Source organism: Metabacillus mangrovi (genome assembly GCF_009711125.1).
GTDB classification, from domain to species: domain Bacteria; phylum Bacillota; class Bacilli; order Bacillales; family Bacillaceae; genus Metabacillus_B; species Metabacillus_B mangrovi.
In genome coordinates this window covers 168,725-183,142 of record NZ_WMIB01000003.1, presented here as the reverse complement: position 1 = coordinate 183,142, position 14,418 = coordinate 168,725, and the positions used below count along the sequence as shown (strand labels likewise).

Here is a 14,418-nt window from a genome sequence, read left to right as displayed (position 1 = left end):
TAAATTATTTAGGTCTTTTTACCCGAAAACTTTTAAATGGGACCTTGCTTCCGACACAAAGTAAAGAGAACCGCATATCACAAGTGTCTCATCTTTTTTAAGCTGCAGAGGAAATGAATCCAGGAAGGCTTTCCAATCAGGGACTGCGGATTTGCATGGTGATTGGCATGCCTGAAAAAGGGCATCGCTTTCTGCTGCTCTTGGAAAATCAAATTGAGTGACATACATGCAGTCAGCCGCTTTCCCCAGAATGTCCAGCATGCTTTTGTATTCTTTGTCCTCAAGGGCCGTGAACAGCAAATGGATTTTCCTGCCCGCTTCATGCCTTTTCAACGTATCCGCAAGGCTTGCCGCCCCTTCTTTATTGTGGGCTCCATCGAGAATGATCCGTGGTGAGCGGCTGAAGATTTCATACCTTCCGCTCCAGGCTGCTTTTAAAAGGCCCGTTTCCGCTGCTTTCTTATCCAGTTTAAGGTGCCCCTTTTTCTCCATCAGAGAGAGTGCAGCAAGTGCAAGGGAGGCATTTCCGGTCTGGTGTGCACCGAACATGCTGATCTGCAGATTGTCCCATTTACCGAAGGTGCCGGCAAGGGAGAAGCGCTCCCCCTCCGCATTCGAAGCAGCTTTCGTTATGAAAAAGTCAGCACCGAGGGCATAGATCTCTGACTGCCTTTCTGCTGCTTTCTCCTTAATCTGCTGAAGGCCTTTCCCTTTTTCCGCACCTGTAACGACAGGGATGCCCTGTTTGATGATGCCCGCTTTTTCAAAAGCGATTTCTTCAATAGATGATCCGAGGATATTCATATGGTCATAGCCGATATTCGTGATGACAGACAGCACCGGCTCTGTGATGTTGGTCGAATCCAGCCTGCCGCCGAGACCGGCCTCCAGAAGCAGAAAATCCGGCCGGTTCACTTCTCCAAAATAATAAAAAGCCATCGCTGTAATGATCTCAAATTCGGTCGGAGCCTCTCCGGTTTCCGCTTCAACTGCCTCTGCTGCAGGCTTCACTTTGTTGGCTATGCTGACAAGATCAGCACTGCTGACCGGCATGCCGTCCATACTGATCCGTTCATTAAAGGATTCCAGATAAGGAGAGGTAAAGGTTCCAGCCTTGTACCCTGCTTCATTGAGCATGGACCTCATGTAGGAAACGGTCGAGCCTTTTCCGTTTGTCCCCGCAACATGGATGACGGGAACGTTCAGGTGGGGATCTCCGAGTTTCTCCATCATTCCCTGCATCCGTTCAAGCCCCGGCTTGATTCCGAAGCGGAGCCGGGAGTGAATCCAATGCAATGCTTCTTCATATGTATGCAGCATGTATGTCTGCCTCCCTTTAGTATAAGTTCTGTAAAACTTGGATGCTGATTGCAGCCGGCAGGCGTTTGCTTTCCGCTCCGTCAGCACCCCGCTTTAGCAAAGCGAATAAAAAAGCAGGTGATCACGTTTGTGACCACCCAAAACCAATCAGCCTTTCAGTTCATCTATTCTTGAAAGGACCGAGTTGTATTTTTCCGTATACTCTTTTTCTTTTGCGCGTTCCTCTTCAATGACCTTCTCAGGTGCTTTCTTTACAAACCCTTCATTGCTGAGCTTTTTCTGCACACGGTCTACTTCCTTCTTCCACTTATCCAGCTCTTTTTCGAGGCGTTTAATTTCTTCCTCCATGTTGATCAGTCCTTCAAGCGGCAGGATCAGTTCCGCCCCTGAAACGACTGCGGTCATCGCTTTGTCATCCGCAGCAAGGTCTGTGCCGATCTCAAGAGAGCTAGGGTTGCAGAATCGCTCCAGATAAGAACGGTTGCTTTCAAGACGTGCGGCGATTTCTTCATTCTTCGTTTTGATTTTCAGCGTGATCTGCTTGCTCATCGGCGTGTTTACTTCTGCACGGATGTTCCGGACAGAACGGATCATTTCAACGAGCAGCTTCATGTCCGCTGCAGCCTGTTCATTGGTGTGCTTCTCGTTCACTTCCGGCCATTTTGCTACTGTAATCGATTCTCCCTCGTGAGGAAGGCTCTGCCAGATTTCTTCGGTGATGAACGGCATGATCGGGTGCAGCAGTCTCAATGTCTGGTCAAGAACATAGGCAAGAATGGAACGGGTCGTATGTTTAGCTGCTTCGTCCTCGCCATACAGCGGAATTTTTGCCATCTCAATGTACCAGTCACAGAAATCATCCCAGATAAAGTTGTACAGCACACGGCCGACTTCGCCGAACTCGTAGCGGTCGGCAAGCTTTGTCACCTGTTCGATCGTTTCGTTCAGTCTGGTCAGGATCCATTCATCCGCAACGGATTTTTTCCCGCTCAGGTCAATATCTTCGTATTTAAGACCGTCCATGTTCATCAGTGCGAATCGGGATGCGTTCCAGATTTTATTGGCGAAGTTCCACGTAGACTCCACTTTTTCAAAGCTAAAGCGCAAATCCTGTCCAGGTGAGCTACCTGTCGCAAGGAAGTAGCGCAGGGCATCGGCACCGTACTGTTCGATCACTTCCATCGGATCGACGCCGTTTCCTAGTGACTTGCTCATTTTGCGTCCCTGCTCGTCTCTCACCAGTCCATGGATCAGAACGTCATTGAACGGGCGCTTCCCGGTAAATTCAAGACCCTGGAAAATCATCCGTGAAACCCAGAAGAAGATGATATCATAGCCTGTTACGAGTACATCGGTCGGATAGAAGCGCTGATAATCAATCGATTCCTCATCCGGCCAGCCCATCGTAGAGAACGGCCATAGTGCTGAACTGAACCACGTATCCAGCACATCTTCATCCTGTTTCCAGTTCTCCGGGTCGAGCGGCGGCTCATGCCCGACGTGCACTTCACCGGTTTCGTTATGATACCATGCCGGTATACGGTGGCCCCACCAAAGCTGTCTGGAGATGCACCAGTCGCGGATGTTGTCCATCCAGTGCAAGTACGTTTTTTCAAAGCGCTCGGGCACAAAGTTCACTTTTTCTCCGGACCGCTGCAGTTCGACTGCTGCATCGGCGAGCGGCTGCATTTTAACGAACCACTGGGTAGACAGGTAAGGCTCCACTACTGCCCCGCTGCGCTCACTGTGTCCCACTGAATGAAGATGATCTTCAATTTTGAAAAGAACACCCTCCTCCTGGAGGTCCTTGACAAGCTGCTTGCGGCAGTCAAAACGGTCCATGCCTTCATATTTCCCGGCCTTGTCATTCATCGTTCCGTCTTCATTCATTACAAGAATGCGCTGAAGATCATGGCGGTTGCCGATTTCAAAGTCATTCGGGTCATGGGCCGGTGTAATTTTTACAGCGCCTGATCCAAACTCCATATCCACATAATCATCGCCTACGATCGGAATCTCTCTGCCGGTGATCGGAAGAGTGACCATCTTGCCGATCAGGTGCTTATAGCGCTCATCCTCAGGGTGAACCGCAACTGCTGTATCCCCAAGCATGGTCTCAGGACGTGTCGTGGCGATTTCAATGTGCCCGCTTCCGTCTGCAAGAGGATAACGCATGTGATAAAACGCTCCCTGTACATCTTTATAAATGACCTCGATATCAGAAAGAGCCGTTTTAGTTGCCGGATCCCAGTTGATGATGTATTCCCCGCGGTAGATCAGTCCTTTATTATAAAGCGTTACAAACACTTCACGTACCGCCTTGGAAAGACCTTCATCAAGAGTAAAGCGTTCACGGGAATAGTCCAGCCCAAGGCCAAGCTTCGACCACTGCTCCCGGATATGAGACGCATATTCTTCCTTCCACTTCCACGTTTCTTCAACGAACGCCTCACGGCCAAGATCATAACGGGACTTTCCTTCTTCTTTCAGCTTTCCTTCCACCTTCGCCTGGGTGGCAATCCCTGCATGGTCCATGCCCGGAAGCCAAAGAACATCATATCCCTGCATCCGTTTCATCCGCGTCAGGATATCCTGAAGCGTTGTATCCCATGCATGCCCCAAATGAAGCTTTCCGGTTACGTTCGGCGGCGGGATGACAATCGTGTACGGCTGTTTTTCCTGGTCGTTCTCTGCTTCAAAATATTTTCCGTCCAGCCAGAACTGGTAGCGGTTCTGTTCTACTGCACTCGGGTCGTATTTAGTCGGCAGGTTATGCTGCTGCTCATTCATTCTCGGGTTCCTCCTATTTATAGCCAAAATAAAAACTCCTCCCATCCAAAAGGACGAAAGGAGCTGATTTCGCGGTACCACCTTTTTTCACAGGAAATAAAGCATATCCCTGTGCTCTTAACTGTTTTAACGGCCTGCGCCGGCTTTTCCTACTAAAGGAGTTCAGAAAAACTGCTCAAGGGCGACCTTCCAGTTCCGCTTTCCCGGGAAATCTTTCAGCTGATGATCTCCCTCTCTTTTGGCGCGGCAAGCCTGTACTCTTCCCTTTCAAAGCTTTTAGCATATTCAGTTTCGCATCTACTCATAATAGTATTATAAAAATGTTTTTTCCGTCAACATCTTCCCCCTATTTTTATTAAATTATACCTCCCATGCACAAGCAGCGGTTCTGTTCATACATTGATTATACGTTAGGCTCCACTACATTCAGAGGTGATGCACATTGAGAAAAAGATTCAGCTCCTATTCCGTTCCGCCTTGGGTGAAGGAGTTAAGGGTAACAGCGGTCCAGTTTATTATCCCGCTGACGATTTTCCAGGGTGTCCGGACGTTAATCTTCCCGACCGCCTTTGACGTCATTTTGCTTGCTGCTCTGATTTTTCTGGCCCTGTCCTTTCATATGGAATGGCTGTAACGCAAAAAGAGGAATGAAATCATCCCTCTGCCTGCGCTTCAGCCTTTTTCTTATTTTCGATGTCCACGAGCCTCATCACAAAGTACTCGTTGTTTTTAAAGTACCAGTATGCTTTGATCAGCTCCCGGTTCTTTTGGAGCTGCGAGCCTTTATTGTTCTGATGGTCCGGAGAGAGTACGATCCGGTAGACCGCTTCAGGATAAGCGAGATAGCTGATAAAGAGCGGCATTTCCTCTTTTCTGAACGGGAAGTTCTTCTGATACGTATAAAACCAGTCTACACATTCTTCACAGCGGATCGGGTAGGTGCGGAACGTTTTGTTAAAAAACTGCAGCAAATCATTCATAGGCGGAGCACGGTGTGCTTTTTCAAAATTCAGCAGGTAGCTTTTCTCGCTTGAGTCATACACCACATGCTGGACAGACAGACTGCCATGGTTAAAAGCGGTCCGGACCGTCTCCTGCTCCTTCATCGCTTCATTCCATTCTTCAAGCTTCTCAATGGCAAAGTCTGTTGCTCGTGCTGTTTCCGTAAAATACGTGACAGCCTGCAGCTCGAACGGCGACAGATACCATTGCTTCTCACACTGCTCTACATAAGCCTCATACGCATTCTTCTGGTCTTCCCATTTCTTTTTCATGGCCTCAAAGCCCGCTTCCGCTTCTCCGCCCTGCAGCTTGATCTCCTGAACGGTCTGGCGGTGCAGACTCGCCGCCTCTTTAAATAAGTAATCGTGTCTGGCGCTGCGTTCATCAGCCTGCGAATCCGGAAGCCATGGCATGAGATAATAATAGCTCTCTTTTCCTGCTGTTACGAGCGATCCGTACACATTCCGGTAAATCGGCACAAGATGGGTATAGCCGTTTTCATATACCGATCGGACCCGCTCCGCAAAATCCTTCGTCCTTGAATTCCTTAAAGACTTTAACCCGAACGTTCCCTGAGGTGAATACACCTTTACCAGCCTCGGACTATGCTGCTCGGCAAATTCAAGTTTGACTTGATACTGATCCAGGATTGCTTGAAAATCCTCCATACAAATTCCCCGCTATTCAATATGTCATGGAAAAAAGCTGAGCTGCCTCAGCTTTTTCAAATGGTTATTTGCTGGCGGCGTATTGCGGAATATAAAGCGTCTGTCCTTCATATACCTCTTTGTCCGCTGCCAGATGGTTGACCCGGATCAGCTGCTGTGACGTCACGGCATACCGTTCGCAAATCGCATCGATCGTATCTCCCTGCTGGACGATGCAGATTTTCAGCTTAGCCTGCTCTTCCTCATCCTCCCGTCCGAACAGTTTCGTCAGCAGCAAAGAGTTCTCGGCCTGCGCCTGCTGCTGCTCATTCCGTTCAGACCGCTGCTCCGCTGCAGGTGCCTGCTTCTGTTTCTCTGCATAAAGAGGCTGGATCTCTTCAATTTCATGCGCCTGCCTGCGTACCTCTATCTCGATTTCCGGGTATTCAGCTTCTGCTTCTTCTTCGTACAGAACCGCCTGTTCTTCTCCCCTGAAAGCATACAGCTCTTCAAAGGCCTCTTCTTTTTCCTCTTCAGAGCGGGCCGCTTCTTCCTCGAAGCCGCCTTCTTCCTGCTGCTCCTCTGCACGCGCTTCCGCCTCGTACGCCTGCACCTCTTCGATGGCCTGGACGTTCCCATACTCCCTGCTCTCACCGATTCCCGTAATGGACAGATCGGCATAAAGCTTCAGACACTTCGTCTCCGGCAGATCGTAATCGAACGAATCAATCGAGACAAACACTTCCTCCAGCCTCTCAATCCGGTTTTTCGGAATCGTGATATCCACCGGAAAACGGTGAATCAGCTCATGGGTTCCATCCTCGCGGACCGTGACCTCCTGCACAAACCTTGCTGCCGAAAACTCAAACTCCTCGCTCTCCGCCTCCGGATTCAGCACCGGACGGTACTCACCCGTAAGCTGAAGCGCCCCTCTAATGGAAACATATTGATCGTGCTCTTCGATTGCTATATTCGGATCCAGAGAAATCGATAGAAGTTCAAATACTTCCTGTCCCTTTTGGAACCACACAGACTCTTCAACAGAAAAATGCAACGCAGCATCCTGTGTCAAGCTGTTTCCCCCTTTCATAAGACTGACACTCCTAATTTATGAACGAACGAGGCGAAAAAGAACTTTGAGGTTAGGCTCCGGGCTGGAAATGGGGTCAAGGCACAGCTAATTGGATAGAGCGGGGTCAGTCCCCCGCTCTGATAAAGCACTAAAGCTCCGGCACCGACTCTGCGATTCCTTGGTATAAACGGGTTCACAGACTCAAGCCTCCGTCCCCCGCTCCGTTAAAGCAGCAGGGGACTGGCACCGTGCCAGTCCCCACTTTCTCTACCGTACTAAAGCTCCGGCACCATCTCTGCAAACCCTTGCTACTAAAGGGGTTACAGCAGCAAGTCTCTGTCCCCGCTTGCGTTAAAGCAGAGCGGGACTGACCCCGCCGTTAAAACCCCGTCACCTCCAATCTCCATACAAAAAAACCGCCCTCCAGCGGGCGGTTTTTCCTTATTTCAATCGGCTGAACGCTTTTTCGGCCGCAGCAACAGTCGCTTGGATGTCCTCATCCGTATGAGCGGTGGAAAGGAACAGTCCTTCGAATTGGGATGGCGGCAGAAACACGCCCTCGTTTGCCATTTCTCTGTAATAGCCGGCGAAGAATTCGAGGTCTGATTTTTTGGCTGTTTCATAATTGATGACCGGCTCATTTGTAAAGAAGAGTCCGATCATGGAGCCGGCACGGTTAATCGTATGCGGGACCCCATGCTTAACAGCTGCTTCTGACAGTCCTGTTTCAAGCAGATCTGCTTTTCTGGAAAACTCCTGATAGCTTTCAGGAGTCAGCTGGCGAAGGGTTTCCAGGCCGGCTGTCATGGCGAGCGGGTTGCCGGAGAGCGTTCCTGCCTGGTAGATTGGACCGCTCGGCGCAATTTGTTCCATAATTTCCGCTTTGCCTCCGTAGGCGCCGACAGGAAGACCGCCGCCGATGACTTTGCCGAGGCAAGTCAGATCCGGGGTGACACCGAAGTAGCCCTGGGCACATTGATAGTCTACGCGGAAGCCGGTCATAACCTCATCAAAAATCAGGAGGGAACCGTATTGCTCCGTCACTTCACGCAGGCCTTCCAGGAAGCCCGGCTGCGGCGGCACGACTCCCATGTTGCCCGCTACAGGCTCAACGATGACTCCGGCAATGTCTTCACCGAATTCTTTAAACGCAGCCTGGATGCTTTCCAGGTCATTGTATGGCACGGTAATGGTATTTTTAGCGACTCCTTCAGGCACCCCGGGGCTATCGGGAAGTCCTAGAGTGGCAACGCCTGAGCCTGCTTTGATCAGCAGAGAATCTCCATGTCCGTGATAGCAGCCTTCAAATTTCACAATTTTGTTCCGGCCGGTGTAGCCTCTTGCCAGGCGGAGAGCACTCATTGTCGCTTCTGTTCCGGAGCTTACCATCCGCACGATTTCAATAGAAGGCACTCTGTCAATGACAAGCTTAGCGAGTTCATTCTCGACAAGAGTAGGAGCCCCGAAGCTCGTCCCGGATTCCGTCACTTTTTTAATCGCTTCGACTACCTGATCGTTCGTGTGGCCATGGATCAGCGGCCCCCATGATAAAACATAATCGATGTATTCGTTGCCGTCGATATCATAGATTTTGGACCCTTTTCCCCGCTCCATAAAAATCGGATCAAGGTGAACAGATTTAAAAGCGCGAACCGGACTGTTTACGCCGCCCGGCATCAGCTGCTGCGCTTCTTTAAATGCCTGCTTCGATTTTTCATAGCTTCTCATTTGCAATCGCCCCTATCTTTATCGTTTTACTGCTCCTTCAGCCAGCGAGCTGCATCCTTTGCGTGATACGTAATAATCAGATCGGCTCCGGCCCGCTTCATGCTCGTTAATTTTTCAAGAACGATGGCGCGCTCGTCGACCCAACCGTTTTGCGCAGCGGCCTTGATCATGGAGTATTCTCCGCTTACATTGTAGGCTACAATCGGAAGGTTGAAGCTGTTTTTCACGTCCCGCATAATATCCAGATAGGATAGTGCCGGCTTTACGATGAGGAAATCAGCGCCTTCAAGGACATCTGATTCTGCCTCTCTCATTGCCTCAGCACGGTTGGCAGGATCCATCTGGTACGTTTTCCGGTCTCCGAACTGCGGGGTGCTGTGGGCGGCATCGCGGAACGGGCCGTAGAAAGCACTGGCGTATTTAACGGCATAGGACATCACCGGTACGTCCTCAAAGCCGTTTTCATCCAGTCCTTTGCGGATTGCGGCAACAAATCCATCCATCATATTGGAAGGTGCGATGATATCCGCCCCTGCTTTGGCCTGGCTGACAGCAGTGCGGGCGAGCAGGTCAAGGGTCGGGTCATTCAGGATCTTCCCGTTGTCGATCACTCCGCAGTGGCCATGGTCCGTATACTGGCATAAGCACGTGTCCGCGACGACTACGAGCTGAGGGAAATTCTCTTTGATTTGACGAATCGCTTTTTGAACAATCCCGTGATCATGGTAAGCCTCTGAGCCGACAGCATCTTTATTTCCGGGTACGCCGAAAACAATAACAGAGCGGATACCCAGATCCACGAGCTCCTGCATTTCAGAGTTCAGGTGGTCTAGGGAAACCTGTTCCACTCCGGGCATGGACGCTACCGCGTTCCGTTTGTTTTCTCCTTCTACAACAAATATCGGGTAAATGAAATCCTCCGGACGCAAAAACGTCTCGCGGATCATCGCGCGCATCCCTTCGCTTGAGCGAAGTCTGCGGTGTCTGGCAAATTGCAAATCCATTTCTATTCCTCCTTGTTTGCATGGGCAATCATGGCCTGTACGAGTCCTTCTCCAGTGAAAGGACGGGCTATAAGCCCATCATACCCGTATTTTCTGACCGTTTCAGCTGTTACGTCTCCAATGCACGCAAAAACCGGGAACGGCGCTTCTGCTTCCTCCAGAAGCTTCAGGCAGGCTTCGGCGATGGAAGGGCTTGTGAATGTGATGTAATCCGCATCCAGCAGGAGTTTAGTACGCTCCTGCTCATTGCCGCGGACCGGTTTATTTTCATAAAGGACCAGTTCTTCTGCAGCGATCTGAATGTCATTCAACTTCTTGTAAACAGCCTGCCTGGACAGGTTTCCGCGTATGATTAAAACACGCTCACCCTTCTTCACAGCTCCTGCAAGCTTTTCTGCCAGCTGTTCGCCTGAAAATTTATCGGGTATGATGTCTGGTTTGATGGCGATTGCTTCGAGGCATTCGGCAGTTTTAACACCGACCGCAGCCGTCCGGATTTTTTCCGGAACCGAAAAACGCCCTTGCTTCATAAATGCTTCAAAGTACCGTACACCGTTGGCGCTTGTGAAAATGAGCCAGTCATAGGCGTCCAGACGGCCAAGCACGTTTAAAATAGTTTGTTCATTTCCGGCCGGCCTGAATTCAATCATTGGGCATATGACCGGAACGGCGCCGTTTTGTTCAAGCAGACGCACGAAAGAAGCCGCCTGGCTTCGCTCTCTTGTTACCAAGATCCTTTTCCCTTCAAGCGGCTTCTTATCGTTCATGATGGATCGAGCTCCCTGCTGATGCGGGAAATGAGCTCTTTAGCTCCTTGCTCCGTGAGCTCTCGGGCAACACTTTTGCCTAACGCTTCAGGATCTGTTCCCCTCATCGTGTGGCGGTAAACCGCTGTACCGTCAGGCTCAGCGACCAGGCCGGTCAGTTCAATTTCATTTTCATGCAAAACGGCATAGCCGGCAATCGGCACCTGGCAGCCGCCTTCCATATCTTTCAAAAAGGCTCTTTCCGCTTTTACCGTCTTTTCTGTGGCCGGTTCATTTATCTTAGCAAGAATCTGCAGAAGCTCTGTATCATCCGCACGGCATTCGATGGCGAGCGCCCCTTGCCCGACAGCCGGCAGGCACTGCTCCGGCTCTAAATACTCCGTTACCACTTCCCTGGTCCATCCCATTCTGGCAAGACCGGCTGCGGCAAGAACAATGGCATCGTACTCTTCCGTATCAAGCTTGGCAAGACGGGTATCAATGTTCCCCCGGATCCATTTGATTTCAAGATCCGGCCGGAGTGACAGAATCTGCGCACTTCTTCTCAGGCTGCTTGTTCCAATGACAGAGCCCGCCGGAAGTTCAGAAAGCTTCCGGTGTCCTTTTGTAATGAGGGCATCCCTCACATCTTCCCGGTTAGGCGTGCATCCGATCACCAAACCTTCCGGAAGCTCTGCCGGCATATCCTTCATGCTGTGAACGGCCATGTCAATCTCGCCGTCAAACATCGCCTGTTCGATTTCCTTCACGAACAAGCCCTTTCCGCCCACTTTTGAAAGGGTGACATCGAGAATTTTATCCCCTTTTGTCACGATCTCCTTGACCTCAAACTCGTAAGGCAGACCCAGGTCCTTCAGCTGCTGGATAAACCAATTCGTCTGGGTTAGGGCAAGCTTGCTTTTTCTGGATCCAATCTTAATTTTTCTCATGCTTATCCTCCCAATCTCATCCCCGCAATCTATGAGTATTCATGGAAACGGGACAAACTTCCAAACAGGAAAAAGTTGATCAGCAGAATAAGGAATGCAGCCGCGTTCCAAAGGGCGATCGGCTTCCCCTGCTGATTTTTGACAATCTTACTATATAAGTACATGCTATACACGATTATGACCCCGAATGAACCGGTTACCTTCGGGTCATACCATTGGAAGTCCGGCAGCTTAATATAAGCCCAGATAGAACCCAGGATCAGGCTCAGGAGCAGCATCGGCACCCCTGTAACATTCAGCAGGTACGCAATGTGATCCAGTGTGGACAGATCATTAATGCGGATCAGCCTTTTCCCCCACCGCTTTTTCTTAAGCAACCGGTATTGAAGCAAATAAAGCATGGAGAAAACAAAGCTTAATGTAAAGGCTCCATAAGACAGGATAGCCATCGTGATATGGATGATGGACAGCTCCGAAATCAGCTGCTCAGACAGCTGGCCCGACTGCTTTCCGGATAAAGCAAACGTGTGGAGGGCAAGCATGGCAAACCCGACGATACTCAAAAAGAAAGGAATAAAATCTGCTTTCTTCAGCCAGTTCAAAATGAGCGAGATCGTTACCAGCACCCACGTGTAAAAATAAAGGCCTTCTGCAATATTCAGGATCGGAAACGTCCCGTATACAGCCATTTCATAAAACAAAAAAATTGTTTGCAGAAGCCAAACAATAGAAAGCAACCAGAAGGCAATCCTGCTTGCCTTCCGGTCCGTATGAACAAAATCGATAAAATAGAAAAGAATGCAGCATGCATAAACAATGACCGCCGCTTCATTCAGGCGGTTCAGGTCCAGCCCAGTCATAAAGCCATATCCTTTCTAGTAGGATGGGTAAGAAACACGCTGCACATTCTCCGGTGCAGATTCATACTCATGGCCGTGTTGGCTATCCTTGTTCTGTCTGACCTGTTCGCTGATGTTGAATATATCGGCAAACAGCTCAAGTGAATCTTCACCGCCAGGTTCTGCGGCAAGCTCTTTTACCTTCAGGATCGGGTCGCGCAGAAGCTGATTGATGATGCTTTTCGTATGCTTGTTCAACAGCTTGATCTCACGCTCTGAAAGCTCCGGCAGTTTCCGTTCGATGCTCTGCATCGTTTCAGCCTGAATGGATAGAGCTTTATCACGGAGAGCTGTAATAACGGGAACGACTCCCAATGTATTCAGCCACTGCTTGAACTGCACGATTTCAAGCTCGATCATGACACCGACACGCTCCGCAGCAGCCTCGCGCTCTTTAATATTTGCCTCGACAATTCCTTCAAGATCATCGATGTCGTACAAAAAGATGCTCTCAAGGGTTGCGATTTCGGGATCAAGGTCCCTCGGTACAGCGATATCCACCATAAACAAAGGATTCCCTTTGCGGTGTTTTTCCACCTCTGCCATCATATCCTTCGTCACGATAAAATCCTTTGAGCCTGTTGAACTGATGACGATATCAGCTTCCAGAAGGGCTTCTTCAAGCTGGTTCATTGCAAGTGCCCTGCCGCTGAAACGGCCGGCAAGCTGTTCAGCCTTTTGAAGCGTCCGGTTCACGACCGTCACCTTGCTGACTCCATTGCCATGAAGATTCTGGGCAGCGAGTTCGCTCATCTTTCCTGCTCCTAAAATCAATACGTGCTTGGAAGACAGTCTTCCGAAGATTTTTTTTGCAAGCTGAACTGCGGCATAGCTTACAGAGACAGCATGGCTTGCAATTTCTGTTTCGGAATGGGCCCGCTTCGCAAGCGTAACGGCCTCTTTAAACAAGTAGTTGAAGACTGTACCCGTCGTTTCCAGCTCCTGTCCCTGCAGGAAGCTTGTACGCACCTGGCCTAGAATCTGCGTTTCACCGACAATCATACTGTCGAGCCCGCAGGAGACACGGAATAGATGATCGACGGCTCCATCGTTCTCGTAAAACGTTAAAAACGGAGCAAATTGTTCCATCTCAAGGGAGAACCATTCAGATAGAAACGCCTTCAGATAGTATCTGCCTGTATGAAGCTGGTCCACTACTGCATAGATTTCAGTCCGGTTGCAAGTAGACACGATTATATTTTCAAGAACGCTTTTCTGCGTTTTAAGTTTAGCCATTGCCGGTCCGAGCTCTGCTGGATCGAAGCTGAGCTTTTCCCGTATATCAACAGGGGCAGTCTTATGATTGATGCCAACAGATAAAATATGCATTCTTTATTCATACCCCCTTCCGCTCTTACTAACAATAATTATTCTAAAGTAAAAATCATTCTTTGTCTAATCATTTACATACGCTCTAATTTATATTATAACATGATAGAAATGTGTTCTTTTGTTAAAATGTGAAAAGAGTATGAAAGGAAAAGTACAGTCTAATTATGTATTCCACCAAGTACATTACCAAAAAAAGCGCTTTCTTTCAAGAGAATCTATTCAATGAGGTGTAACAGATGAAACAGCGTTCCGTACTGCCGGCTTATTTTTTGACAGCCATCGGCATCTATTTTTTACTCCAGAAATTTAATATCGCCATCTTCCCCGGACAGGAGAGCTGGCAGGGACTCATCCTTCTCTTTGGAGCTGTTTTTATATTAAACAGCCTGATTGGCAAAGATGATACATATCTTGTGACCGGCCTGATTCTTGCCGGGCTCGGCATCCACTTTCTTATGTCAGGCAAAAACCCTGCCTGGCCCGGTCACCCGGCGGGAATCACGATCATCATCGGCGCCTCGCTTCTGATCGCTTCGATCAAAGCGAAAAGCGGATATGCGGCAGGCCTCACTGTACTGCTTGCAGGCTTGTTCCTTCACTATTTCAGGCAGATCACCGCATCTTTCAGCCAGCTGGATCAAGGGATCTCCTCCATCGAGAACTTCTGGCCGTTCCTGTTTATCGCTGCCGGTTTATTGTTATTATTTAGAAAAAAATGAGGGATTATGCAGGGAATGCACATTTAGTGTTCTTTGTGCATGAGCAGGGTCAGGGCATTTGGTGCTCTGGCCTTGTTTTTGCAGAGGGGCGTAAGATGTGGTGGTGGTGATTTTGTTTTGATTAACTCATTAGACCTGTGGTGCTTTGACTTAACACACGAAATTTGTGGTGGTCTGATCTTGTTTTGCTTAACACAAGTGTTCTAACC

The 14,418-nt window shown here is 49.4% G+C and carries 11 protein-coding genes, 1 pseudogene and 1 other annotated feature; of the genes and pseudogenes, 2 read left to right on the top strand and 10 right to left on the bottom strand.

Annotated features, from left to right (window positions below; genetic code table 11):
• Nucleotides 1–18: 18 nt before the first annotated feature.
• Together GKZ89_RS06005 and GKZ89_RS06000 are read right to left on the bottom strand one after the other, a co-directional pair.
• Complete coding sequence (locus GKZ89_RS06005; RefSeq protein WP_155111488.1) at nt 19–1,320, bottom strand: bifunctional folylpolyglutamate synthase/dihydrofolate synthase; 1,302 nt, start codon at nt 1,318–1,320, stop codon at nt 19–21.
• A gap of 147 nt (nt 1,321–1,467) precedes the next feature.
• Entirely contained in the window at nt 1,468–4,110 is a 2,643-nt protein-coding gene (locus GKZ89_RS06000) for a valine--tRNA ligase (protein ID WP_155111487.1), read from the bottom strand.
• Nucleotides 4,111–4,156: 46 nt separating this feature from the next.
• Nucleotides 4,157–4,390: a binding site (T-box leader), on the bottom strand.
• A gap of 162 nt (nt 4,391–4,552) precedes the next feature.
• Between GKZ89_RS06000 and GKZ89_RS05995 the strand changes: the two genes are divergently transcribed.
• Nucleotides 4,553–4,744: a hypothetical protein gene (locus GKZ89_RS05995; RefSeq protein ID WP_155111486.1), complete on the top strand. Its 192-nt coding sequence runs from the start codon at nt 4,553–4,555 to the stop codon at nt 4,742–4,744.
• Nucleotides 4,745–4,763: 19 nt separating this feature from the next.
• Here GKZ89_RS05995 and ysxE read toward each other — a convergent pair whose 3' ends face one another.
• The 8 genes and pseudogenes from ysxE to hemA form a co-directional block, all read right to left on the bottom strand.
• Nucleotides 4,764–5,780 (bottom strand): spore coat protein YsxE, encoded by a 1,017-nt coding sequence (gene ysxE, locus GKZ89_RS05990; RefSeq protein WP_155111485.1) that lies wholly within the window; start codon nt 5,778–5,780, stop codon nt 4,764–4,766.
• A gap of 64 nt (nt 5,781–5,844) precedes the next feature.
• Nucleotides 5,845–6,831 carry a stage VI sporulation protein D gene (gene spoVID, locus GKZ89_RS05985; protein ID WP_155111484.1) on the bottom strand — a complete coding sequence of 329 codons (987 nt, stop codon included), beginning with the start codon at nt 6,829–6,831 and terminating at the stop codon, nt 5,845–5,847.
• A 441-nt stretch (nt 6,832–7,272) separates the two neighbouring features.
• Nucleotides 7,273–8,559, bottom strand: a complete 1,287-nt coding sequence (gene hemL / locus GKZ89_RS05980) for a glutamate-1-semialdehyde 2,1-aminomutase (RefSeq protein WP_155111483.1) — start codon at nt 8,557–8,559, stop codon at nt 7,273–7,275.
• 26 nt (nt 8,560–8,585) lie between these two features.
• The gene (hemB, locus tag GKZ89_RS05975) at nt 8,586–9,563 is read right to left on the bottom strand and encodes a porphobilinogen synthase (RefSeq protein WP_155111482.1); all 978 of its coding nucleotides are present in this window, start codon (nt 9,561–9,563) and stop codon (nt 8,586–8,588) included.
• A gap of 2 nt (nt 9,564–9,565) precedes the next feature.
• On the bottom strand, nt 9,566–10,330 hold the full coding sequence (locus GKZ89_RS05970; RefSeq protein WP_155111481.1) for a uroporphyrinogen-III synthase: 765 nt from the start codon (nt 10,328–10,330) through the stop codon (nt 9,566–9,568).
• Nucleotides 10,327–11,259, bottom strand: coding sequence for a hydroxymethylbilane synthase (gene hemC / locus GKZ89_RS05965; RefSeq protein WP_155111480.1), 933 nt, complete (start codon nt 11,257–11,259; stop codon nt 10,327–10,329). Before hemC ends, GKZ89_RS05970 begins: the two co-directional genes overlap by 4 nt.
• Nucleotides 11,260–11,288: 29 nt before the next feature.
• Complete coding sequence (locus GKZ89_RS05960; protein WP_155111479.1) at nt 11,289–12,119, bottom strand: cytochrome c biogenesis protein; 831 nt, start codon at nt 12,117–12,119, stop codon at nt 11,289–11,291.
• Between the two features lie 105 nt (nt 12,120–12,224).
• Nucleotides 12,225–13,487 (bottom strand): annotated as a pseudogene (gene hemA, locus GKZ89_RS05955) (glutamyl-tRNA reductase); the annotation flags it as partial.
• Between the two features lie 239 nt (nt 13,488–13,726).
• Between hemA and GKZ89_RS05950 the strand changes: the two are divergent.
• Complete coding sequence (locus tag GKZ89_RS05950; RefSeq protein ID WP_155111477.1) at nt 13,727–14,209, top strand: hypothetical protein; 483 nt, start codon at nt 13,727–13,729, stop codon at nt 14,207–14,209.
• Nucleotides 14,210–14,418 lie beyond the last annotated feature (209 nt).